Annotated in this window: 17 protein-coding genes and 4 tRNA genes; 18 read left to right on the forward strand and 3 right to left on the reverse strand. The window is 59.3% G+C overall.

Features of this window, described 5'->3' with window-relative positions; genetic code table 11:
• Window positions 1-9 precede the first annotated feature (9 nt).
• The 12 genes from G1C95_RS09130 to dapC all read left to right on the forward strand — a co-directional run bounded on the left by G1C95_RS09130 (window position 10) and on the right by dapC (window position 12,500).
• On the forward strand, window positions 10-1,269 hold the full coding sequence (locus G1C95_RS09130; protein ID WP_169172643.1) for a magnesium transporter: 1,260 nt from the start codon (window positions 10-12) through the stop codon (window positions 1,267-1,269).
• 204 nt (window positions 1,270-1,473) lie between these two features.
• The gene (groES, locus tag G1C95_RS09135) at window positions 1,474-1,767 is read left to right on the forward strand and encodes a co-chaperone GroES (protein ID WP_033890546.1); all 294 of its coding nucleotides are present in this window, start codon (window positions 1,474-1,476) and stop codon (window positions 1,765-1,767) included.
• Window positions 1,768-1,965: 198 nt separating this feature from the next.
• Window positions 1,966-2,910: an AAA family ATPase gene (locus G1C95_RS09140; RefSeq protein WP_169172644.1), complete on the forward strand. Its 945-nt coding sequence runs from the start codon at window positions 1,966-1,968 to the stop codon at window positions 2,908-2,910.
• An 11-nt stretch (window positions 2,911-2,921) separates the two neighbouring features.
• Complete coding sequence (locus G1C95_RS09145; protein ID WP_169172645.1) at window positions 2,922-7,361, forward strand: transglutaminaseTgpA domain-containing protein; 4,440 nt, start codon at window positions 2,922-2,924, stop codon at window positions 7,359-7,361.
• Between the two features lie 110 nt (window positions 7,362-7,471).
• Window positions 7,472-7,553 (forward strand) — tRNA-Tyr (locus G1C95_RS09150).
• A 1-nt stretch (window position 7,554) separates the two neighbouring features.
• Window positions 7,555-7,626 (forward strand) — tRNA-Thr (locus tag G1C95_RS09155).
• A 4-nt stretch (window positions 7,627-7,630) separates the two neighbouring features.
• Window positions 7,631-7,704: transfer RNA gene (locus G1C95_RS09160), tRNA-Met, on the forward strand.
• A 62-nt stretch (window positions 7,705-7,766) separates the two neighbouring features.
• Window positions 7,767-7,934 (forward strand): 50S ribosomal protein L33, encoded by a 168-nt coding sequence (gene rpmG, locus G1C95_RS09165; RefSeq protein WP_033508889.1) that lies wholly within the window; start codon window positions 7,767-7,769, stop codon window positions 7,932-7,934.
• 160 nt (window positions 7,935-8,094) lie between these two features.
• The gene (locus G1C95_RS09170) at window positions 8,095-9,336 is read left to right on the forward strand and encodes a UDP-N-acetylmuramate dehydrogenase (protein WP_169172646.1); all 1,242 of its coding nucleotides are present in this window, start codon (window positions 8,095-8,097) and stop codon (window positions 9,334-9,336) included.
• A 146-nt stretch (window positions 9,337-9,482) separates the two neighbouring features.
• Window positions 9,483-10,973 (forward strand): amino acid permease, encoded by a 1,491-nt coding sequence (locus tag G1C95_RS09175; protein ID WP_169172647.1) that lies wholly within the window; start codon window positions 9,483-9,485, stop codon window positions 10,971-10,973.
• A 57-nt stretch (window positions 10,974-11,030) separates the two neighbouring features.
• Window positions 11,031-11,351 (forward strand): ferredoxin, encoded by a 321-nt coding sequence (fdxA, locus tag G1C95_RS09180; protein ID WP_169172648.1) that lies wholly within the window; start codon window positions 11,031-11,033, stop codon window positions 11,349-11,351.
• 24 nt (window positions 11,352-11,375) lie between these two features.
• On the forward strand, window positions 11,376-12,500 hold the full coding sequence (gene dapC / locus G1C95_RS09185) for a succinyldiaminopimelate transaminase (protein WP_169172649.1): 1,125 nt from the start codon (window positions 11,376-11,378) through the stop codon (window positions 12,498-12,500).
• Between the two features lie 75 nt (window positions 12,501-12,575).
• Here the strand turns inward: dapC and dinB are convergent, their stop codons facing one another.
• Entirely contained in the window at window positions 12,576-13,850 is a 1,275-nt protein-coding gene (gene dinB, locus G1C95_RS09190) for a DNA polymerase IV (protein ID WP_169172650.1), read from the reverse strand.
• Between the two features lie 520 nt (window positions 13,851-14,370).
• Window positions 14,371-14,458, reverse strand: a tRNA-Ser gene (locus tag G1C95_RS09195).
• 276 nt (window positions 14,459-14,734) lie between these two features.
• Between G1C95_RS09195 and G1C95_RS09200 the strand changes: the two genes are divergently transcribed.
• From G1C95_RS09200 to rpsI, 6 genes are all read left to right on the forward strand, one after another.
• The gene (locus G1C95_RS09200) at window positions 14,735-15,748 is read left to right on the forward strand and encodes a D-2-hydroxyacid dehydrogenase family protein (RefSeq protein WP_169172651.1); all 1,014 of its coding nucleotides are present in this window, start codon (window positions 14,735-14,737) and stop codon (window positions 15,746-15,748) included.
• A gap of 13 nt (window positions 15,749-15,761) precedes the next feature.
• The gene (locus G1C95_RS09205; protein ID WP_169172652.1) at window positions 15,762-16,403 is read left to right on the forward strand and encodes an IMPACT family protein; all 642 of its coding nucleotides are present in this window, start codon (window positions 15,762-15,764) and stop codon (window positions 16,401-16,403) included.
• A gap of 19 nt (window positions 16,404-16,422) precedes the next feature.
• Entirely contained in the window at window positions 16,423-17,067 is a 645-nt protein-coding gene (locus G1C95_RS09210) for an AbrB family transcriptional regulator (RefSeq protein WP_169172653.1), read from the forward strand.
• A gap of 137 nt (window positions 17,068-17,204) precedes the next feature.
• Entirely contained in the window at window positions 17,205-19,376 is a 2,172-nt protein-coding gene (gene malQ / locus G1C95_RS09215; RefSeq protein ID WP_169172654.1) for a 4-alpha-glucanotransferase, read from the forward strand.
• Window positions 19,377-19,653: 277 nt separating this feature from the next.
• The gene (gene rplM / locus G1C95_RS09220; RefSeq protein WP_169172655.1) at window positions 19,654-20,103 is read left to right on the forward strand and encodes a 50S ribosomal protein L13; all 450 of its coding nucleotides are present in this window, start codon (window positions 19,654-19,656) and stop codon (window positions 20,101-20,103) included.
• A 22-nt stretch (window positions 20,104-20,125) separates the two neighbouring features.
• Window positions 20,126-20,617 (forward strand): 30S ribosomal protein S9, encoded by a 492-nt coding sequence (rpsI, locus tag G1C95_RS09225; protein WP_169172656.1) that lies wholly within the window; start codon window positions 20,126-20,128, stop codon window positions 20,615-20,617.
• Between the two features lie 173 nt (window positions 20,618-20,790).
• On the opposite strand, the gene glgX is transcribed toward rpsI, so the two are convergent.
• Window positions 20,791-23,322, reverse strand: coding sequence for a glycogen debranching protein GlgX (gene glgX / locus G1C95_RS09230; protein WP_169172657.1), 2,532 nt, complete (start codon window positions 23,320-23,322; stop codon window positions 20,791-20,793).
• Window positions 23,323-23,494 lie beyond the last annotated feature (172 nt).

A 23,494-nucleotide genomic window follows, 5' to 3' on the forward strand; every position in this document is an offset into this window, starting at 1 on the left:
CTTATCACTATGGGTTACGAATCACTAAGCACTATTGTCGTGCTGGTGATTGTGGCGATGGTCATTGCCATTTGGCTGCCTGTGCGCACGTCGAACGGCATGAAACGCGTGGCCGAGCATCGGCAGGATCGTTACTCGCCTTCGCTGCACATCGTTGAGGTGCAGGATGGCAGTCGATTCGGAGATGCGAAGCCGCATCAGGCGAAAGGGGCAGCAGTGCCAGCATCATCAACGTCAGCGAAGCTGACTGAGGAGCACATTGCACATGTGCGCAAACTGCGCCGTGCGGCCGTGCGTCGTCGCCAGATTATCGCCGGCAGTCTGTTGGCAGTGACTGCGATAGTACTTGTCATCGCCGTCCCGTTGCATTTCAGCCTCTGGTTCGCGCTGATTCCGTTCGCTTTGCTGATCGCAGTGCTGGTGATGGGTGTGCGCGCCTCGCGGCAGGCCCGCGAATGGGAGCGCCGAGTTGCACGCTATGAGCGCAGCCGCAGGAAGACTGCGAAAGCCGTTGCTGCCCATAAGGAGCGCTTGAAGCAAGCACAGGCGGCCAAGGCTATTGCGACTGCCGAATCCGAGAACGTCCAGCATGTTGACGATGATGCCTCCACCGAAGTGTTGGAGCAGCGCCAGATTCGTCGTGCGCTGCATGATGCCGAAGTTGAGGCTGCTAAAGCCAAAGCGTTGCGTGCCGCCGCTGCTAAGGCCGAGCAGGCCGGTGAACAGGCGGCAGATGCTCAGCCCGTTGCTGCCGCCGTTGCCGAACCGGCACAGGAACATAGCGAGGCCGAGGCTGCGACGCATCATAGTGTTGAACCGTCGTTGACCGTGCGCGATGAGCGCGATGCCACATCCGAGCTGGCAACCGTGCATCCGGCGCGTCCTTTGGAATCTTCTCTGGATCTCATCTCCTTCTCGCTGGGCTCAGCGCCGGAGAGCTTGGAAATCAAGTCGACTCGTCAGGTGGCCAAGGCTGAGCCTGTGGCACCGCAGGTCGCTGAACAGCTGATTGATGAGGCTAAGGCTGTTAAGGCCGCCGATGATGCGCAGGCAGCTGCCAAGGCCGCTGTGGAAGCCGCTGCGGCTATTGCCGATGCCGCGGATGGTGTGAGTATTGCGGCTGATTCCAATGCCACTGCCGTTCCCGATGTGACTGATGCGGATGCTTTCCACAAGCAGGAATCGCAGGCTGATGTTGAGGCTCCGGCTGCTACATCCGACTCGCTGGGTGCGGGTCTGGCCGGCATTCTTTCCCGTCGCGGCAACTGATCGGCGAATCAGTTGATTCGCGTGTGCCGAAGTCGGCTATTCGCCATGATTTCTCTCACAGCGTTAGCACTCGAGTTGGCAGAGTGCTAACAATCGCGCTACCATAAGTCCTAGCGCAAAGGGACAACGCAAGTGATCGTCAGCCTCTTGAGGCGTTCTGGCGCGGCATTAACGAACTCACGAGTAGATACGAGGTGACCCACAGTGTCGATCAAGCTCACACCGTTGGAAGATAAGATCATCGTCAAGCAGGCCGAGGCCCAGACCCAGACCGCTTCCGGTCTGTACATTCCGGACAACGCCAAGGAGAAGCCGCAGCAGGGTGAAGTCCTGGCCGTTGGCCCGGGCCGTCGCGACGACAAGGGCGAGCGCATCCCGATGGACGTCAAGGTCGGCGACAAGGTGCTGTACTCCAAGTACGGCGGCACCGAAGTGCACTACGAGGGTGAGGATTACCTCATCATCGGTGCCCGTGACGTGCTCGCCATCCTTGGCTGATTCGCGCATCACAGGAATTGTTGCAAAGCCCCGGTTGCAGACGCAGCCGGGGCTTTGCTGTACCCAAAACCGGTATGCCATGCGCCGCAGGCATGGCATAACCACGGTTCCATGCATTTGAGTGTCGCACTGCCGAACACGTACACTGGCATGTGGAGAGGGAGCTTACGAAGGGGACCCCTGACGAAAGAGGCTGTTATGACCGCCACATCCGACGCATTGGTGCGTATCGCAGACGCGCTTGAAACCGCTTTGGCCTGCTCACGCGAAGTTATTGACGTTGCCGTGACCACATTCGCTGCTGGCGGTCACCTGCTGCTGGAAGACGTACCCGGCGTTGGCAAAACTACGCTGGCTCGTGCCATGAGCCGCGCTATCGGCGGCGAATCCCACCGTATCCAATTCACTCCGGACATGCTGCCCAGCGATCTGACCGGTGTCAACATCTACTCGCAGAACACCGGGCGTTTCGAATTCCATCCAGGTCCGCTATTTGCCAATATCGTCATCGCCGACGAAATCAACCGTGCCAATCCCAAAACCCAGTCGGCCATGCTGGAAGCCATGAACGAAGGGCAAATCAGCGTGGACGGCGAAACCTACCCACTGCCCGACCCCTATTTTGTCGTCGCCACACAGAATCCAATCGAACTGGAAGGCACTTATCCACTGCCCGAAGCACAGCTTGACCGTTTCATGGCCTGCACCAGCTTCGGCTACCCAACCTACGACGCCGAAAAAACCATGCTGACCGCAACCGACTGGGCCAACCCAGTTGAACGGTTGGATCAAATCTGCGAAGTCAGCCAGGCTGCCGATATACGCGCCGCTGTGCGTAAGGTAACGCTCTCCGACGCTGTGGCGGCCTATATCGCAACATTGGTGCGTGCCACCCGCAACCATGATGGCATTCGCTATGGTGCTTCGCCTCGCGCCAGCCTGTATTTGGCGGCTATGGCACGTGCCCGTGCCTTCATCGCCGGCCGCGACTATGTGTTGCCCGATGACGTGTCTGCGCTCGCCGTGCCCGTGCTCGCCCACCGACTGGTATTGGACGATGCCGGCTTCGGCTCTGCGACTCTTGATCGCTCGCGCGCCTTGATCGCCGACATCGTAGCTGCCACCGCCGTGCCGCGTGCGTAAAGGCGAACGCCATGAGCGAAAGCAAGCCTGTTCAACCCATGCGGCGCATACGTCGGATACGCAGCATCATGCGCAGGCCAGCCCGACATTTCTGCAAGCTTGGTGTGATTCGACCCACCGTCGGCGCATTGGTGCTGCTCGCGATCGGTGCGGGACTGTGCTACGGCGGTCTGTTGCTGGACGATCGCACGCTGATGGCTGCCACCGTGGCCATTGTGGCGCTGCTGGTGCTCAGTATCATCATCGTCGCCTTGCAATGGTTCGGACTGCTTGTTATTGGTTCCAAAGCGCGCATTGTCGCGCAAAGTGAGCAACGCGATCAGCAAGGCCATGTGGTAGGCCGTATTGTCGGCGATTTGCCGCAACAGCGCGGCCTGTATGTGCGCGTGAGCAATGTGGTGCGTTGGAAGTCACCATTCGGTCTGATAGCCGCGCGACGCGTAATACCTGCGCAATCGGAAACATTGCTATTGCCCGTGCCTGATAACACCAGCCAGACCGGTGTTTCAGCTGTGGACAAGCGCAGTGCCGGCGCCGACCAGTCGGAACATTCCGGAGGTGTGCGCGCCTACGCTCCCGGAGACCCGCTCAAACTGATAGCATGGCGGCACACCGCACACCGAGGCGAACTCATGACCCGCGAATCCAGTCGCGATGTGCGTGCCACAGCCTTGCTTGTGCTCAACACCCATAATCTGCGCGTAGACCAGCTCGACAGTGCCGTTCGCGCACTGCTGCCATGCGCACAAGCCGTCGGTGCCAGCCGATCCGAACGGTTGGTTATTACCGATGGCACGCAAACCCATGAGGGGCTTGAAGCGGTTGAACGATTCCTTGCCGCCGCTCAGCCGCAAACGTATCAGTACGACCAGCAGGGCCAGCAAGTTCAGCAGACTCATCAACCCCAGAAGGCTCAGTCGCAGCCATCGCAGCCGCAGCAACGGTCACAATCGCAGCAATCACATCAGCCGCAGCAGAGCGACATAACCCGCGCTGCCGCCTCAATCAGCCGTATCGTCCTGCAAACACAAGGGCCCGTGCGCGTGCTGGTATGCGACGCCGCGGATTCCAACGAACTGCTTGCCGCGCTCAAACACACCCCGATCGCGCAGCGAATCATCGAACTTGCCCCAACGCCACCGGCCGAGCCGGACGAATTACGCCGCATCGGGCTGTTCCCCGAAACAACGCCTGCCGTCGGCAATCTCAAGCTCAACAGCCTTGCCCGTACAGCCACAGAGGCAACAGCGGCAATCCCCGCGACCGCATCCACAACAGTCGGCACAGCAGCCAGCACAGCAGGCGTCGCAACAATCGGTACGCTAGGTCAACGTCTTGCCGGTGCCCTAGCCCTGCTGACGATGTTCGCCATGACGCTCGACGGTCTCGCCGGCATGGTGTCCGTCGACGGCCTATGGTTCCGTTTTGCGGCGGTACTGCTGGCGCTCGCCGCCCTCGGCACTGCTGTGCCATCCCGCGCAAGCAGTTGTAAGAAGAAGCGCACCCTTATCACCCGTATACTGTCTCCAGCCACGCTGCGTCTGCTGGGCTACATCATCGCCACGCTGATCGCTGCGGCCGCGCTAATTACCCTCCGTGTGTACGTCATCACCGGAAACTGGCTATTTCGTATGCCCATGGTGTGCGACGGCAGCCCGCAGACGGAAACTGACGGTGTCGTCGTATGCGACACCTTGGTCAGAGCCGACCCATGGGCCACCGTATCGCAAGCATTCGAACGCGGCTTCGACCAGCTCAACCTGCAATTGCCGCCATTAGACGTATCCGAATACAGCGATATCGTGCTCATCGTATGCGCGGCGGCGCTCGCCATCGTTATCCGCTGCCTGCTGACGTGGCGTTTCGCGATTCCCTTCATGGCCCTGCTGCCCGTGGTCGCTCTTGCTGCCGACTATGCCTTCGTGGGTCACCGTGTGCCGCTGTGGGGCATCGGCCTGATCGCCTGCGCGTTCCCACTGGCGCTCTGGAGCGCCCAAACTGTGACGCATCACAGCCTGCCGAAGTTCCGACGATTCGCGCTGCTTGCCGCCGCGCCGCCACTGGTCGCGTCCGTGCTTGCCGCCGCCGTCACGATGCCGCTGGTCGCCCCCGCAACAAGCCTGGCCTATAGCATTCCGCTATCCATAGGAGAGGGCGGCGGCATGTTCTCGTCGAACACCGTCAGCCCGATGATCGATCTCAAACGCAACATTCTTGCCGGATCCGACTCCACAGTGCTGGAATACCAGGCCAGCAGGCGCCTATACCTGCGCATGACCACACTCGATGACTTCGACGGCGACACATGGGGCTACGACAAGCAGTTCGCCCTTGACGCCGGGCTATATGGTTCAGGCATCCGATTGGGGCGAAACGACGACGAGGATCTCACCTATGAGCAGCGCGCCAGTTGGGGGCCGTTGGATGTGTATATGGATGAGCTTGGCTACAGCGGCTACGACGTATCCACCGCCAACGAGAATACGTTGGAACGATTCATGGCAAGCGCCAATGTTGACATCACCTCCCTGCATTCGCGATTCCTGCCGGTTCCTGGCAACGTACGATGGATGAGCGGCATGGGCAGCGACTGGCTGGCCTACCAGGATGGCACCGTGTACAATCGCTCCACCGGCACGTCCGACGACACCTCGTACTCGGTGTACGCTTCCGGCGTCGATCCCATCACATCGGACTCAGGTTTTGACCAGTTGAATCTCATCAACGACGCCCACAACAGAATCGTCAGCCAACAACAGGCCGACGAAAGTGATGCGCAGCGTTGGAACGAAGCGCGTCGCACCGTCGAAAGCAACGGACTGGGCATGATACGTAACGATTACGTCATCATCCCCATCGACTACAGCCTGCAAGACAGCACCGTCACTACGCGTAGCGGCCAGGTGCTGGGACGAGCCTCCGGCGGCGGAAGCATTGGTTCGGGAAGCGATTCGGTGGATATGCCCGGCGAAATCCGATTCGACGGCACAGTCGCGGAACAGTTGGGCCTCGGCAAGGATTCGTACATCGTCGCAGCGGGATCGAATGGGCTCATGCTGGTTATGCCGGTTGAAGTGTCACTGTACGAGAGCGCCTCGAGCGAAGAAGACGCGCGCGACTCCATGCTGGAATTGGAAACAGGCTCCGATTTCGGCGCTAGTTGGGAAAGAAACGCCTACGAAACGCTGCAAAGCCTGGGGTGGGCGGACTATGGCTTTTCCAGTCATCCAGGCAGCCTGAACTATGGGAATTCCAGGTCTGATGCCATCGAACAGGCAATCGTCAGCAGCGACCAGAGGGCGCACGCCGATCGTTTCACCGCGCTACCCAATGAACTGCCCGACAACATTCGCGCTGTTGTCCAGCAAGCGCACGCTGCAGGGGTTTCAACCGATCCCGCCTCATACGAGGAACAAACGGGTGTGATGCGTTGGTTGGTCAACTACTTCACCAACCCCGAGAACGGGTTTAGTTATTCACTTAACGCACCCGATGGAGACGGCCGATCCAACCTTGACATGCTGGACGCCTTCCTCGACCCGGAAACCGGACATGTGGGCTACTGCCAGCATTACGCCTCCGCGCTCGCCGTATTAGGGCGTGCGTTGGGACTGCCCACGCGCATCGTGCTTGGCTACAATGCCGGCACCGGCGAGCGAGGAGAGAACGGCTCCTATGCCGTTGCCTCCAAACAGCTGCACGCATGGACTGAAGTCTATTTCGATGGTATCGGCTGGGTGCCGTTCGATGTGACTCCCGCCACCGAAGAGAACGGTTCCGCTACCGGCGAGACTTCCAGCGCAACCGTTACGTCGCCCAGCGGCAGCGACTCCGATTTGGAAGTGACAATCGCCCCCGACGATTCTGCTGACGACGCTGACCAGTCCGATGATGCCGCCGCTGATACCGACCAGTCCAATGAGGCACAAGATGACACCAATGTGGACGTGCGCAAGGCCGGCGACGATTCCACGGCGCGTCATCAACGATTGGCTGACTGGCTGAAGACTTTGCCGATATGGGCGCGTGTGCTGCTGGCTATGGCCGCGCTGCTGGTGTTGGCTGGCATAGTCGTGGCGGCGGCTTGTGCCCCTCGCGCATGGCGTTGGCTGCGTCGCCGTCGCGTGTACCGGGCTATTGCGCGTGCCGATGCTTCGCCGCATGACATGGATTTGTCTGGTGCTGCATGGCGGTCGGTATGGCGCGAAATCCAACGCACTGCCCATGTCAGAAGCAAACCCACCGACACTGATTGCGATGTCGCGGCAACCATCGTCAATAGCCGTCCAGCCGACAAAACCTTCGTCGAATCAGTGATGCACAACGCCACAGCCGCTTCATTTGGTGGTCGCCCTGCGCCTGTTGCTGATCTAGATCAGCAGCTGCAGCGCTATCTTGCCGCTGGCACCGCACAATCAGCTCATAAACGACACGCCGGCAAAACGGCTTGATTCCAAGGCAAAAGATGGTGTTTGAGTGGGTCGATTTGCATTACCAGCGAATCCGTGGTTTACTAGCCAAGTTGCCTGTTGAGGTCAAACACCGCGGCGGGAAACAGACTGGCGGATTTCCCAAGCGGTCAAAGGGAACTGACTGTAAATCAGTCGCCTCGTGCTTCAGTGGTTCGAATCCACTATCCGCCACGCCCCGATAGCTCAGTGGTAGAGCACTTCCTTGGTAAGGAAGAGGTCGTGAGTCCAATTCTCACTCGGGGCTCTCTGGCGGGGTAGCTCAGCTGGCTAGAGCGTACGACTCATAATCGTAAGGTCAAGAGTTCGAGCCTCTTCCTCGCTACAAATAGCGCCCGCCAACCGGTGGGCGCCACCATTAGACCTAGAACACAGAGGTGAATGAGAATGGCTAAGAGCGCCGACATCCGTCCGGGCATCACGCTGGCCTGCACCGAGTGCAAGGAGCGCAATTACATCACGACTAAGAATCGTCGTAATACGCCCGACCGTCTTGAGCTCAAGAAGTTCTGCGCTCGTTGCGGCAAGCAGACCGTGCATCGCGAGACTCGTTGATCTTCGAGGCTTACAGCTTTCAAACCCGGCCCATGTGGCCGGGTTTTTGCGTATATGCCCACATGTTCAAACAGATTTGCGAGGCTATAGGAGCATTGGCGAAAAGCCGGTGAGGTAGCGTCTCGGCAACGGTTGCCGGTGCGCGTTACGATTAACAGCCATGACTTCCTTTGCAGATATCACCACCATCGGCGTGGGCGGCACCATCGTCCGTTTTATTGAGCCGACCACGCGCGTCGGTCTGATCGAAGCCGTGGAGGATGCCGACAGCCAAAACCTGCCGCTGATCGTTATCGGCGGCGGATCCAACATGCTCGTATCTGACGAACCCTTCGCCGGCGTTGTAGTGCGTGACGCGCGCCGACTGATCACCGTACCCGATGAAGCCGCGCCCGTAGAAGGTGGCGACCGCACCGTGCATGTCAACGCTGAAGCCGGCACCAATTGGGATGATTTCGTGGCTTTCACCGTGGAACTTGGCCTCGAAGGCGTCGAGGGCCTATCCGGTATTCCCGGCACGGTGGGCGCTTCGGTAGTGCAGAACATCGGTGCCTATGGGCAGGAGGTCTCCACATCGGTCGAATCGGTGGAAGTATGGGATCGTGAAACCAAAACCACCCGCGACCTGACGCCCTCGGAACTTGATTTCGGCTACCGTTCCTCCGCGCTGAAGGCATCGATGTATGCCGCTCCCGGCCAGCCGGCAGCGAACTTCTTCCCAACCCCACGTTACGTGGTGCTTTCGGTGACCTTCGCCCTGACACATTCGCCGGAAGGCACAGTGAACTTCGGCCAGCTCGCCAAAGCGCTTGGCGTCGAAACCGGCGCACGAATGGCCACGAAAACCATCCGTGAGGCCGTACTGCGAGTGCGTGCAGCCAAAGGCATGCTGGAAGATCCGACCCGCTACACATTGGCCGCCATGGCCGGCACCAAACGAGAGAACAATATTCTCGCCGATTTGCGACGTTTAGCGGACGCCAACGAAGCAGTCGGCATAGTCCCCGACGAATCCGGGCTGCCGTCCCCCGATTGGGATCGCCACAGCTGCGGTTCGTTCTTCATGAACCCGATTCTCGAACCCGAACAGGCCGCGAAGCTGCCCGCCGACGCCCCGCGATTCGACGCAGTACTGCCGAACGGCAAGCCGGGCGTCAAAACCTCCGCCGCGTGGCTCATCGACCATGCCGGCTGCCCCAAGGGGTATGCCGTAGCACCTGATGCCAAAGCAAGCCTGTCCACGCGCCACACGCTGGCCCTGACCAATAGGGGAGAAGCCACAGCCGCTGATATTGAGACACTGGCCGAGCAGGTGCAGGCGGCGGTCAAACACGCCTTCGGTGTTTGCCTTATCCCTGAGCCGGTGTGCGTGGGTGTGCTTGGCGGTCGTCACAGCTCCTGACCGCACGAACGCGCAAACAACCGGCAGGCAGCAAAGCCGTCACGTCACCCGTCCACGGCTTTCTGCCTGTTACATTCGCCCGCTATACTGTGTGCCCGGTTGCACGCGCAACGGGCATGTGCATTCGAGGGAATGAAGAGGGAACCATGCAACTGTTCCGAACAAAATCAGTTGAACAAACCCTTGCCGAAACCGGCGAGGAAGGGCGCACGCTCAAGCGCAATCTGACCTGGTGGGATCTGACGGTTATGGGCGTGGCAGTGGCCATCGGTGCCGGAATCTTCTCCATGGGCGCGCAGGCCGCCGCATTCCATGCGGGCCCGGCCGTGATCTTAAGCTTCCTGATCGCCGGTATCGTATGCGGTGCGGCCGTGATGTGCTACGCGGAATTCGCCTCGATGCTGCCGGTGGCCGGCTCCGCCTACACCTTCACCTACACCACCGTCGGCGAACTCATGGCTTGGGTGATCGGTTGGGATCTGATCCTCGAGATGATGATGACCAGTTCGGTCATCGCCAAATACTGGGGCGTCTACCTCAACGACTTCTTCCATTTGATGGGCTGGAACATCGGCACGAATGTCGCTTTGGGGCCGATTAGCTTCGATGTGGCACCGCTGATCATCGTGGCGTTCTTCACGGTACTGCTGGTATTCGGCACCAAAATCGGCGCACGTGTGGATGGCGTGATGACCGTGCTGAAAATCGCCATCGTGCTGTTCGTGATCGTGGTCGGCATGTTCTACATCAAACCGTCCAACTTCACGCCCTTTGTTCCGCCGTCGGAACCCGCAGCATCAACCGGTGACAGTGCCACCATGCTGCAGCCGCTGTGGCAGGCCATCTCCGGCATGGATCCCTCGATCTACGGCATCCCCGGCATCCTATCCGGCGCGGCGCTGGTGTTCTTCGCCTTCCTAGGCTTCGACACCGTGGCCACGGCCTCCGAAGAAACTAAGGATCCGCACAAGAATGTGCCGCTGGGCATCTCCGTGGGCATGCTGTTCATCATCGTGCTGTACGTGCTGGTCGCCATCGTCACCACCGGCATGGTGTCCTACAAAGACCTCGCCCAAGTGGAGAACCCGTCGCTGACCACCGCCTTCGAACTGGTCGGCGTAACCTGGGCAGCCAAAGTGATCAGCTTCGGCATCGTACTGGGCCTGGCCACTGTGGTGATGGTGGTGCTGCTGGGCATGGCACGCGTCGTATTCGCCATGAGCCGTGACGGTCTGTTGCCGCGCGGATTCTCCAAAACCGGCAAGCACGGCACTCCCGCCCGCCTGCAAATCGTCGGCGGCATATTGGTGGCCGTGATCGCCGCCTTCTCTCCGATCGATGTGCTCTCCGACATGGTCAATATCGGCACGCTTTCCGCATTCACCTTGGTGGCCATTTCGGTGCCGATTATGCGCAAGAAGCGCCCCGACCTGAAGCGTTCGTTCAAACTTCCTGGCAACCCATGGCTGCCGATTCTTATCGCACTGGCCAATCTGTGGCTGATGCTCAACCTATCGGTGCTCACATGGATCCGATTTGTGGCATGGCTGGCCATCGGCTTCGCCATCTATTTCGGCTACGGCTACCGGCACTCCCGCCTCGGTCGCGGCGATCTGGCTGATGCGCCACGGCAATAACGCCGGGTGATGCCAGCGAGTATCCTAGAGACAGCTTTTTATTATCAAGGAGGAACCATGCCATACGTTGTCGCTCAGCCTTGCGTGGACGTCAAGGACAAGGCCTGCGTGGACGAATGCCCCGTCGATTGCATCTATGAGGGCTCCCGCTCGCTGTACATCAACCCGAACGAATGCGTTGATTGCGGTGCGTGCGAACCCGTGTGCCCCACCGAAGCCATCTTCTACGAGGATGACCTGCCTGAGGAGTGGGCCTGGTACAAGGACGCCGCCGTCAGCTTCTTCGCCGAAGTCGGCGATCTGGGCGGTGCCTCCGCCAACGGCCCGATCGGCAAAGACCCCGAACAGGTCGCCGCTCTGCCTCCGCAAAACGCCTGACCCGCTTGACCTTGACACTGACCCATGGGTTTTCACGCATATTCCTCGCCCTATGATTGGGGGCGTATCGCTGGTTACAAGGCTACGGCAAAAGCTGTGCCCGGCGGCATGATCGACCTTTCTGTCGGCTCGCCGGTGGATACCGTACCCGCTTCGGTGCAGGCTGCGCTCGCCGGTGCCGCCGACGCCCCGAATGCCTACGGATATCCCGTCACCGCCGGTTCCGCAGACCTCAAGGCCGCCATCGACGACTGGTTCCGTGAGGCTCGCGGTGTGGATCTGAAAGCCATCAACGCCGGTGTGGTGCCCACGGTCGGTTCCAAGGAAGCCGTTGCCCTGATGGCCTCGCTGCTGCACCTTGGTGCCGGAGATGTGGTGGTGCAGCCTCGCATCAGCTATCCGACCTACGAAATCGGCACACAGCTTGCCGGTGCCACCGTGCTCAAGGTCGATGACGTGGCTGATGTGGATTCCTGGGTGAATGTGCCGAACGTCAAAGCCATTTGGGTGAATTCCCCCTCCAATCCCACCGGCGATGTGATTTCCTCCGACTGGCTTGCCGACATCGTGGCTGCCGCTCGACGCATCGGTGCCGTGGTGCTTTCCGATGAATGCTATGCCTTGGTTTCCTGGCAGAACAACGGTGCCGCCGCGCCTTGTGCGTTAGGGCCGCAGGTATGCGAGGGAAGCGCCGATAACATTCTGGTGCTGTATTCGCTGTCCAAGCAATCCAATATGGCCGGCTACCGCACGGCACTGATTGCTGGCGACTACCGTTTGGTCGCTGAAATGGCCGAATACCGCAAACAGATTGGCCAGATCATCCCCGGCCCGGTGCAGGCTGCTATGGCCGCAGGCTTGCGCGATACCGCCTCCGTGCGTGAGCAGTGGAACCGCTACCGTAATCGTTTGACTCAGCTGGTCGCTGCGCTGCAAGCGTATGGTTACGAAGCGCATATGCCCGCCGGCGCATTGTACGTGTGGGTGAAGGCCAAGTCAGGTGACTGCTGGGAGGATATGGCCCAATTGGCCGAACTCGGCATTATCCCCAGTCCCGGCGAATTCTATGGCGCACCGGCATTTCTGAGGTTCTCCGCCACGGCCACGGACGAGGCCATCGCTTCTGCTTGTGAACGGCTGCGCAACTAGCAGGCTGCATAACTAGCGGCAGTTGATAGGTAATTAATAAATTGTTCGATTGGTAGTCACGCCGCCAGCACAGCTTTACGCGCCAAAGCTGGCGGCATGCCTGCCGAACTTACGGCGCACAGCGTCCAACGCCTGCTCTGCTCCCCGCAACCGTGCCGATTGCGTTTCGTTGCCGGGAGCATTTGTCTCCTCCAATACGTCATCCAACGAAGGCTGCACGGCGGTGGAGACAGCTTCGCTCAACCCGCTGGCGCTCATACCGGCCAAGCGGATCTCCTTGGGCAAGCGGGTGAGCGGGCCTGCGGTTGCGGGAAGCCCAAGCATGATACACAACTGCCGCACACATTCGGGATACAGTGCGCTTGCACAATCCACCGGCCGCTCCATAGTGTGCGAACGTGTCTGATAACTCAGATCCGCGAACCGCAGTTTCACCGTTACGGTTCTGGCGACCAGACCGCGACGGCGCAGGCTGCTCGCGACATCATCGCACGCCGAGCGCAACAATGCACATACTTGGCGCATATCGCGCGTATCAGTCATTAACGTTTCTTCCGAACCAATCGATTTCTCCTCGCGCACCGGCGTGATTTCGCGCGAATCCAACCCGTGCGAAGCCGCCCACAAACCTTGTGCGGCGGCGGGTGAGCCGGTGGCGCGCGTCAATGTCACCACATCGCATTGCGCCAGTTCGGCCACCGAATGAATACCCCAATCATTGAGCCGTCTCTCTAGGCTTGGCCCGATGCCGGGAATGCCACGCAGCGGCATCATCTGCACAAACTCAGCGGATTTGGCGGCCGGAATCAACAGCATGCCGTTTGGCTTGGCGTTGGTTGAAGCCATTTTGGCCACCAGCTTGTTGCAGGCAATACCCACCGAGCAAGTCACATGAAAGCGTTCGGCCACTTCGCGGCGAATCCACGCGCCGATCGCACTTGGGCGTTTCCACGCGAGCAGCGCCGCGGATACATCCATATAGCCTTCATCCACCGAAACCTGCTCGAAGCGGTCGGTGATGGTTAAAAACACCTCATGCATGATGCGATGCGACATCATGCGGTAATAGGCCATATCCACCGGCAGAAACACGCCATTCGGGCACAGCTGGCGGGCTCTGGAGGCAGGCATCGCCGAATTGATGCCATATCGCCGCGCCTCATAGCTTGCGGCGGACACCACCGAGCGCTGGCCTGTGCCAATGATCACCGGCTTGCCCTTGAGCTCAGGGTGGCGGGCCACCTCCAGTGAGGCATAAAAGGCATCCATATCGATATGCAGCACCGTGCAGCCGGTCTCGTCATGCCCCCAATCGCGTTTGGCGGCCTCCAGTCTCGGTGCATTACTCATAACCCCATTGTACAAGTGTTCGAATCACCGGAAGTATGACGGTATTTTGAGAGTAGTGATGGTGCGTCGTTATCACTACCTGTGAGAAATGGGCATATTTGTGGGCTTGTGATAATGCCGGTAAATCACTACTCCGGAAATATGTTGATATTTTGAGGGTAGTGATGGTGCGTCGTTATCACTACCTGTGAGAAATGGGCATATTTGTGGGCTTGTGATAATGCCGGTAAATCACTACTCCGGAAATATGTTGATATTTCGATGGTAGTGATGGTGCGTCGTTATCACTACCTATGAAAAACGAGCATATTTGTGAGGTTGTGATAGTGGTCCCAAATCACTACCCACCAAATACATCGATATTGCCGGGGCAGTGATACCTGAGCCCTGTTGAAGCGGTGTTGAAGGCACAGAATTATGAAGGTATTTCGGGAGTAGTGGTATGAAAACGGGCCAGCTACGGAGAGCGCATGCGGGAATACGAAAAAAGGACGGTACACATACCGTCCTTTGATTCCCGCGGAGTCAGAGGGATTCGAACCCTCGAGCCGCAATAAACGACTAACACCTTAGCAGGGTGCCCCTATCGGCCACTCAGGCATGACTCCGGTGTTGTGCTACATGAGCACAACAGCATATTACATTACCACCGGGGTGTGGACGACCCGCCGCAATGAGGAAAATCCGAACTCAAATGATGTTGGCGTATGAGCGAACCATATAAGGGAGCCGGAGGTACGCCATTGTCCGTCCGCCTCCGAAGCCTCATTCTAGCGAACGGATGCGCGCGGCACGTCGAACCCCGGAACCAATCTCAATAGCTGAGAACAAGACAGTTGGCAGTGTCGGCAGTGTTGGCAGTGCCACGACCTAATCTAGGCAGCATGACCGAGATCTACGAGACCCAACCCGAACGCACCGATCTGCCACTTGTTGTTATGCCCGCGGTGCTCGACGCAATGGTGGAACCCATCAAAGCCCAGTTTCCCGCGCTTGAAAACATCGCACGTGTGCGCATGTTTGAGGAATTCACCTCCGACGAAACCGTAATCGCCGAACGCACGCAAGGAGGCGACGCCCTGCTAGTCGGCGGATACCATATCTCGGATGATCTGCTGCGCACGCTCGGCGAACAGCATATCCGCTGCATTGTGTTCTGCGGCACCGGCGTGGCCAGCTATATCAATCTGGATCTCGCCCGCGAACTCAACATCCGCATCTGCAATGCCGAACATTACGGCGACAATTCCGTAGCCGAACACACCTTCGCACTAATGCTCGAACTGGCTCGCTGTGCAGGCTCGCTTGACACGAACGTCAAAGCAGGCGGTTGGGCATGGAAGGGCGGCGACGGCCTACAGCTCGCCGGCCGCAAACTCGGCATCATCGGCTTGGGTGGCATTGGCGTCACCGTCGCCACCATCGCACGCGCATTCGGCATGAAAGTTTCCGCATGGAGCAGCCACGTGCCCGCCGAACATTTTGAACGCTCCGGTGCCACACCTGTAGCCGACCTGAATGAACTCATCGCCGACAGCGATATCGTCTCCGTGCACCTGCCGCTCAGCAGTGCCACGGCCGGCATCATCACCGCCGACCATCTGGAACACCTCAAGCCCGGCACGTTGTTCATTAACACTGCTCGCTCCGAGGTCATCGAGAAAGGTGCGTTGCTGGCCCGACTGCAGCGCGGCGACATCCACGCAGCCCTTGACGTATTCGATCACGAGCCGCTTACGGCTGAGGATCCCATTTGCCACGTACCCGGCATCGTGCTCACACCACATGTCGGCTGGCGCACCGACGGGGCATTCAAAGAACTCACCCGTCAAATGATCGCTTGCCTGGTCGCCTTCTATCACGGCGAACACTACAACACCGTTATCGCCGAGCGCTGATAGGCCCGAAACCATGCGCACCATACTCAACCCGACCGATTCGCCGGCGCATGATGCGTTCGTCGAGAAAAAATCCGAGTTCATCGGCGACGCCGCACATGTGGATTCGCTGGACGAGGCACTCGCCTTCGTAGAGACGATTCGCGAACAGCACCCCAAGTCGCGCCATGTGGCCTATGCCGCCGTGTGCGGTGGTGCGGATGGGCGCGTGGCCGAACGCATGAGCGATGACGGGGAACCATCCGGCACCGCAGGCAAGCCGATCCTTGACGTATTGCGCGCCAACGATCTGACCGATACGGTGGTGGCCGTCACCAGATACTTCGGCGGCATCCTCCTGGGATCGGGCGGCCTGATTCGAGCCTATTCCACCGGCGCATCCATTGCGGTCAAAGCCGCCAAGCTCGCGGCCATCGTGCCCTGCCAGCGCTACTTGGTGGTGCTTGAGTATCCGCAACTGGCCAGGTTCCAGCAGATTCTCGCCCAAGTGGGCGGTGCACAGTCCGACGAATCCTACGCTGCGGATGTCACGCTCACCGCCGCGCTGCCGGTGGATGAATGCCCGCGATTCGAAGCGATGGTGCGCGAAACCTTCAACGCCACCGTTGAGCCCGAACCCATCGACCGCATCAATACGCCGGTGCCCATCGCATAGAGGCGTTACAGTGGACAGCATGACTGACGAGACGAACGAGACCGCAGAGCAGAACCAGAACACCGCCGCAGAGGCCGCTGATTTCGAGCCGCTGACCGTGACCTACGAACGTTTGCGGCACTCCGACAACCCTGCCGAACTTTCCGAATTCGCGCGCACCCCGCTGCCGGATCGCGCCGATCAGGCAGCGTTCTCGCGCGCCACGGCACTGCTCGAAGCCGTGGCCGGCAATCCGCATACGCCGGTCGCCGATCGTGTGTTTCTCGCGCAAACCATGCCGTTCCCGAACGTACTCGTCAAACTGTCCGCTGATCCCGACCCCTCGGTGCGTCAGGCCGTGGCCGCCAACGGCGATGACAAGAACTGGCTGGTCGGGCGTCTGACCAAGGATCCAGTGCCCGAAGTTCGTGACACGGCACTGAAAAACAAGCGCACCAGCTGGAAAATGCGCCTGGAAGGTGCACAGAATCCTGAAGTGGATGCGCAGACATTGGAATTCCTGGGCTCTCTCGGCACCGACCTAGAGGAAGGCGCCCCCAAGGTGCTCGCTTCGATGGTGCGTCGCGCTGTGGCGTTGAACCCCAACACTTCCTCGCAGATGCTGGCCAAGCTGGCCAACGATCCCAGCGATGAAGTCCGCCATGCGGCAGCCGGAAGACAATGAAAAGGCGATGAAAGACGATAAGTGCAGCGCCTTCAACCTAGGTTGAAGGCAAAATTTGCTGCATATCGCGATATTTTCGTCTCAAAAGCGCATTTTCCTTACGGTGTGGCGTGGCATGTCCGCGATACACTGGGGCTATGAGTGAGCATACTGAGAGTGAAGATCGTCTGGCACGGCCACTGATTCAGCTTGCCAAGCTGGTTGGTGTCGGCACGAATTACGTGGGCATGAGCCACGACTACCACGAAATCGACGATGATGTCCTGATTGCGGTGCTGGGGGCTTTGAATATCGACGCCCATGATGAGGAGGCCCAGATAGCCGCTATCCGTCGCATCCAGCGTGAGCGACATCAGCGTTTGGTGGCACCCACCGTGCTGCATATCGCCGGCACGCAGGATAAGGTGCTGGTGAACACCGGCATTCTGGAAATCCCCTCAGCTACCATCACCTTGGAAAACGGCGAACCATATGAAGGCGTTATCGGCGTAGGGGCCGGCAATGAAGCCACCGCCTACGATCTGGACGGCAAATTCATCTCTAACGCAGCCTTGATCATTCCCGAGGATTTGCCGGTGGGCTATCACACGCTGCACGTCAACGTGGCCGGTCGCAAACAGGACGCCACGCTGATCAGCGCTCCCAGCCGTGTCGATCTGCTGGATTCGATGAAGAATGGCACGCTGTGGGGATGGATGGCGCAGCTGTATTCCGTCCGTTCCTCCGGCTCGTGGGGTGTGGGCGACTACGAGGATCTGAAGCAGATGCTGGTGGACGCCAAGGCGAAAACCGGCGCGGACTTCGTGCTGATCAACCCGGTGCACGCCGCCGAACCGGTTTCCCCGCTCACCCCGTCCCCGTACCTGCCGGTGAGTCGCAGACTGATCAACTTCACGTATATTCGCCCGGAATCCATTGCCGAATACGAAACCCTGAGCGTTGAGGCCAAGAACCAGGTCGATGCCCTGCATGCGGAAACCGAACCGCTGAACGGCGATGCCCAGCTGATCGATCGCGACGCCATGTGGCATTCCAAGATGCATGCCCTGTGGATTATCTTCAAGTCCGGGCGCAGCGCCGAGCGTCAGGCCGACTTCGACAGCTTCAAGCAGGAGTGCGGCACCGACCTCGAGGCCTACGCCACATGGTGCCTGTGCTACGACAAGTGGGGCACGCCCGAAGACAGGCCCACCAACTGGGAGCAGACCTTCACCCGCGATTCGCAGCAGATCGCCGATCTGAGGAATCAGTTCCCCGACACGCTCGATTTCTACCGTTGGCTGGAATGGATTGCGTCCGAACAGCTCGCTGCAGCCCAGCAGGCGGCCAAGGATGCCGGTATGCAGATCGGCATTATGTCTGATATGGCCGTGGGCGTGCATCCGCTGGGTGCCGATGTGTGGTGGAATCCGGAACGATTCGCCAAGGGTGCCACGGTGGGCGCTCCGCCGGATATGTTCAACCAGCAGGGGCAGGATTGGAGCCAGCCTCCGCTGAGCCCGCTTGATTTGGAAGCCACCGGATACGCAACCTACCGCAATATGGTGCATGGCATGTTCGCACGTGCCGGCGCGGTGCGTATCGACCATATTCTCGGACTGTTCCGTCTGTGGTGGATTCCCGCAGGGCATCCGGCCGTGGACGGCGCATATGTGTATTACAACTCCGACATCATGCTGGGCATTCTGGCGCTCGAAGCCTCCCGCGCCGGCGGCGTGGTCGTAGGCGAGGATCTGGGTGTGGTGCCCGAGTATGTGGCCGATTCGCTGTCCGAACACGGACTGCTTGGTTGCGCGGTGGAATGGTTCGAACAGAAGGATGGCGTCTTCCGCGCGCCGTCCAAGTGGCGCGAATATGCGCTGGCCTCCGTCAACACCCATGATCTGCCCCCGGCAGCCGGTTATCTGGAGTTCGAGCATGTCAAGATTCGCGAGCGTTTGGGTCTGCTGACTGGTTCCGTTGAGGAATTCCAGGCTTCCGCCCAAGCGGAACAGGATGCGATGATCGACATGCTGGTCGATGAGGGCTATCTTGATCCCGCGTTCGCCGAACCTCAGGCACGTGCCGAGCATGAGGCCGATATCGTCGATGCGTTGTATCGCGCGCTGAAGGGATCGCCGTGTAAGTTGCTCGCCGCTTCCATCACCGACGCGGTGGGGGAGAAGCGCGCGCAGAATCAGCCGGGTACGAACAACGAATACCCGAACTGGCGCGTGCCGCTGGCCAACGCCCACGGCAACGTGGTGCCGCTGGAAGTGCTGTTCGACACCCCCGGCGTCCAACGTTTCGCCGAGATTATGAACGGTTGATACCGCCAGGTGCCAGCAAGGTGCCAGCCAGATATCAGCCAGTTGCCAACGGCTCATCGCCGTGTCTCGCAGTATCGCAATATTGTCGGGGGCGGCGATATACTAGTGGATTGTTGTGTTTCCCTAAGGGGTCCTTCAAAGCGCTTTCCCACTCGCCATCGAGGACTTTCAGGGAGCCCACGGATAAAGAGGTTCGAAGCCTCTCGGCGGCGTGCCCTAACTAGGCATACCCCGGGCAGCTGAGACCCGGAACACAATGAATAGAAAAGGTACAACAGTGAAGACTTTCACTCCGAAGCCAGCTGATCTGACTCATGACTGGTATGTCGTCGACGCCACCGACGTGGTGCTCGGCCGTCTCGCCACCCAGGTTGCCGACCTGCTGCGCGGCAAGAACAAGCCGACCTACGCTCCGCACGCCGATTCCGGCAACTTCGTGATCGTGATCAATGCCGACAAGATTGCTCTGACCGGCAACAAGATGGGCAAGGAACTCTACTCGCACTCCGGTCGTCCTGGTGGTCTGCGTCGCGATTCCTACGCCGAGCTGCTTGAGAAGAAGCCCGAGCGCATCATCAAGGCGGCCGTCAAGGGCATGCTGCCGAAGAACAAGCTTGCCAAGGTGCAGCTTGACCGTCTGCGCGTCTTCCGCGGCGCCGAGCATCCGCACACCGCCCAGCAGCCCCAGGTCTTCGAGATCGCTCAGATCTCGCAGCAGGCCAAGTGAAACCTGAGAGGAGATAAGAATCATGGCTGAAAACACCAACGACTCCCAGGTTGTCGAGACCGAAGAGGAGCTCACCAGCTACACCACCGAAACCAACGCTGGCGCCGGCACCGGCACCTCCGCGATCGAACCGGGCTACGGCACCGGTCGTCGTAAGGAAGCTGTCGCCCGTGTCCGTCTGGTTCCGGGCTCCGGCAAGTGGACCATCAACGGCCGCACCCTGGAGGAGTACTTCCCCTCCAAGCTGCTGCAGCGTGAGGTCAACTCCCCGATCGTGCTGCTCAAGCTTGAGAACAAGTTCGACGCTATCGTCCTCGTTGACGGCGGCGGCACCACCGGCCAGGCCGGTGCCATCCGTCTCGGCGTGGCCCGCGCCCTGAACGCCATCGATCGTGACGCCAACCGCGCCGCCCTGAAGAAGGCTGGCTTCCTGACCCGCGACTCCCGTGTCGTGGAACGCAAGAAGGCTGGTCTGCACAAGGCTCGTCGCGCTCCGCAGTTCTCCAAGCGTTAATGCTTGGCGGTTCTGCCGCGTACAAGAAACCCCTCGAATTCCACAGGAGTCGAGGGGTTTCCTCGTATTTGGACAGATTGTGTGGGTCAGATTTCGTTGGTCTCAGCTGCAGTTGGCCGTTCCTCCGCCTCATAAATAAAGGCAGCGGAACAGCCAGACCTACATCTGCTTATCTACATCTGCTTGAACAGTGTGATACTCATCGCCGGCACAGTCCAGACATTGGCGTCTGGCTGCCTGGCTGTTTGGGATTCTGCGGATGCGCCCGCGGCTTCCTGCTGCATGGCAAGAGCAGTATTGATCGAAGTACCATCGGCGGACTGCTGCTGCGTGCCCAGCTGTGTGAGTCGCTCCGTTGCAGAATCTGTTGACTGGAACCGCCCGCTCTGCACCTCTTCCACTACATGCTGAATATGGGCACTTGATTCAGGAACATTGTGCGTCCACACGGAGTCAAGGTCATACTCGCCGTACTCAATCTCAGTGCCATGCCCCGGATATTTGTTGTTGATTTCAGCGGAGCACCATTTCGGCAGCCAATCGCTGTCTGATGGCATGCGGAACTGGCAATCCTCGGGTGAACCGTTGACCACAATGCACACGTCCACCTCGGAGTCGGAGAGCAGGCGCATGGTGAAGCTGCGTTTGGACAGATCGAACCAATCGTTATCCATAGGCGTGGTGCCGTCGGGCAGGAACCATTGCACAAGACTGGAAGGCTTGAGCAGTCCCAGCTGAGTGAGTCGGGTGAAGAAGCCTTCATGATGATACAGATCCAGCGATTTGCGCAGCGATATCAGTCGCGACACCGTTTCCAAACGATGCATTTCGTGCGTCTTCTCCGCCGAATACAGCCAATCCCATTTCAACCAGGTGATGGGATTATCCTGGCAATAGGCGTTATTATTGCCATCCTGCGTATTGCGGAATTCATCGCCGGCCAGCAGCATCGGGGTGCCCAGCGATAGCAGCACCATACCGAACAGGTTCATGGCGGCCTGTTCACGAGTGGCAATGATTGCCGGATCCTGGGTTACGCCTTCCACACCGAAGTTGGCGGAATGGTTCACCGAGGATCCGTCGTTATTGTTTTCGCCGTTGGCCTCGTTGTGTTTGGAATAATAGCGGGTCAGATCGGTGAGGGTGAAACCGTCGTGGCATGAGACGAAATTAATCGATGCAGTGGCGCCACGGCCCGGATCGGTGGCGAACAGATCCGCCGAACCGCACATGCGTGTGGCGATCTCCTGCAACGAGATATGCCCTTGGCGGGCATTGCCGTCCGCATCCTCCAGCCAGAATGTGCGCGCAGTGTCGCGGAATCGATCGTTCCATTCGGCGAACGGGATACCGAATTGACCGGTGCGCCAGCCCAGATTGCCCAGATCCCAAGGCTCCATAATGAGCTTCAGATTGCCCAGCATCAAGTCGGATCTGAGGGCATAAAGGAACGGGTGATGCTGTGTGAATTCGCCGTTGAGGCGAGCCAGCGAGACACCGAGATCAAAACGGAATCCGTCAACCCCGATACGTTTGGCCCAGTAGCGCAACGAATCGACGGCGAAGGTGACCACATGTGTGTTGGTGAAGTCGAAGGTGTTGCCACAACCGGTGGTGTCTTCCAAGCGTCCGATGTTGTTTTTCTGACGACGGTAGTAGGCGATGGCGTCGAGGCCCCTCCAGCAGACGGTCGGCCCTTCGACGCCGCCTTCGCAGGTGTGGTTGTAAACCACGTCCATAATCACTTCGAAGCCGGCCTCGTGCATCGCGCGCACCATATCGATAACCTCTTGGCGCACGGCGGTGGCACCCTGTTCCTGCGCGGCTTTGGTCGCGTAGGAGGGTTCGGGGGAGAAGTAGCTGAGGGTGGAATATCCCCAATAGTTCGTGCGCCCGTGCTCCTGCAAGAAAAGCTCGTCCTGCTTGGCTTGGATGGGCAGCAGTTCGATGGACGTGACTCCAAGGTTTTGCAGGTAACTGAGTGTGACCGGGTGCGCTAGGCCTGCGTAGGTGCCGCGCAGGGCTTCGGGTAGCCATGGTGCGTTTGCGGTGAAGCCTTTGACATGCAGTTCGTACACCACGGTTTTGCGCCAGGGAACATGTGGGTGCTGGGGATCGCCCTCATGCTTGTGCACGTCACGGTCGTCGATGGCTACGGAAACAGGCACATGCCCCAGCGAGTCAACGGTGCTCATCGCGCCGAATGCCGAACCTACCACTTTGTTGTTCACTACATCGCATTCGTAGGAGAAGGGCGCCGGGCTCAGCTCCATGGAACCGTCGACGCCTTTGCCGTAGGGGTCGAGCAGGAATTTATAAGGATTGAATCGAACGCCATGCTTGGGATCCCAAGCGCCGTCGACGCGGTATCCGTATCGCATGCCGTCCCAGGCCTTGGGCAGATGCACGTACCACAGGCCGTAGTTCGGACCTGTCATGCGGAACAGGGTCTCGTGCAGATACAGACGCTCGATAATGCGCGTGCAGATCGGAAACTCATGGATCTGCTGGATGAAAGACACATTCGGATCCTTGAACAGGCGAATGGAATCCTGATAAAACGCGCTGGGTTGGTCAATGGGCTCCAGCACACACAGCCATACCTGATCGGCGGTTTCGGAACGGACTACGACGTCCGCGCCGCCGTCATCGGTGAAGTACAGGCCGGGGCGTGTGGCATAGCGATGTAGCGGTGGATTTCTCATAGCCCCATTGTAAACGCCGAAGCTGGGTGCTGATTCTGCTGATGCTCGAGCTTGCACAGCGGCAGGTTGTCTGGATCAGGTTCATTGCGACACGCTGTGTAAACATGTTTTGCAAAATGAATTTGCAAAACAAATTAAAAGAAGCTAGAGTGTAGCTCAACACCTCGCAAGG

It is taken from the genome of Bifidobacterium oedipodis (assembly GCF_012932425.1).
In the GTDB taxonomy this organism is placed as follows: domain Bacteria; phylum Actinomycetota; class Actinomycetes; order Actinomycetales; family Bifidobacteriaceae; genus Bifidobacterium; species Bifidobacterium oedipodis.

Coding starts and splice junctions, on each gene's coding strand:
- G1C95_RS09130 (WP_169172643.1), top strand. CDS start 10: ATGGGTTACGAATCACTAAGCACTATTGTCGTGCTGGTGATTGTGGCG.
- G1C95_RS09140 (WP_169172644.1), top strand. CDS start 1,966: ATGACCGCCACATCCGACGCATTGGTGCGTATCGCAGACGCGCTTGAA.
- G1C95_RS09145 (WP_169172645.1), top strand. CDS start 2,922: ATGAGCGAAAGCAAGCCTGTTCAACCCATGCGGCGCATACGTCGGATA.
- rpmG (WP_033508889.1), top strand. CDS start 7,767: ATGGCTAAGAGCGCCGACATCCGTCCGGGCATCACGCTGGCCTGCACC.
- G1C95_RS09170 (WP_169172646.1), top strand. CDS start 8,095: ATGACTTCCTTTGCAGATATCACCACCATCGGCGTGGGCGGCACCATC.
- G1C95_RS09175 (WP_169172647.1), top strand. CDS start 9,483: ATGCAACTGTTCCGAACAAAATCAGTTGAACAAACCCTTGCCGAAACC.
- fdxA (WP_169172648.1), top strand. CDS start 11,031: ATGCCATACGTTGTCGCTCAGCCTTGCGTGGACGTCAAGGACAAGGCC.
- dapC (WP_169172649.1), top strand. CDS start 11,376: ATGGGTTTTCACGCATATTCCTCGCCCTATGATTGGGGGCGTATCGCT.
- dinB (WP_169172650.1), bottom strand. CDS start 13,850: ATGAGTAATGCACCGAGACTGGAGGCCGCCAAACGCGATTGGGGGCAT.
- G1C95_RS09200 (WP_169172651.1), top strand. CDS start 14,735: ATGACCGAGATCTACGAGACCCAACCCGAACGCACCGATCTGCCACTT.
- G1C95_RS09205 (WP_169172652.1), top strand. CDS start 15,762: ATGCGCACCATACTCAACCCGACCGATTCGCCGGCGCATGATGCGTTC.
- G1C95_RS09210 (WP_169172653.1), top strand. CDS start 16,423: ATGACTGACGAGACGAACGAGACCGCAGAGCAGAACCAGAACACCGCC.
- malQ (WP_169172654.1), top strand. CDS start 17,205: ATGAGTGAGCATACTGAGAGTGAAGATCGTCTGGCACGGCCACTGATT.
- rpsI (WP_169172656.1), top strand. CDS start 20,126: ATGGCTGAAAACACCAACGACTCCCAGGTTGTCGAGACCGAAGAGGAG.
- glgX (WP_169172657.1), bottom strand. CDS start 23,322: ATGAGAAATCCACCGCTACATCGCTATGCCACACGCCCCGGCCTGTAC.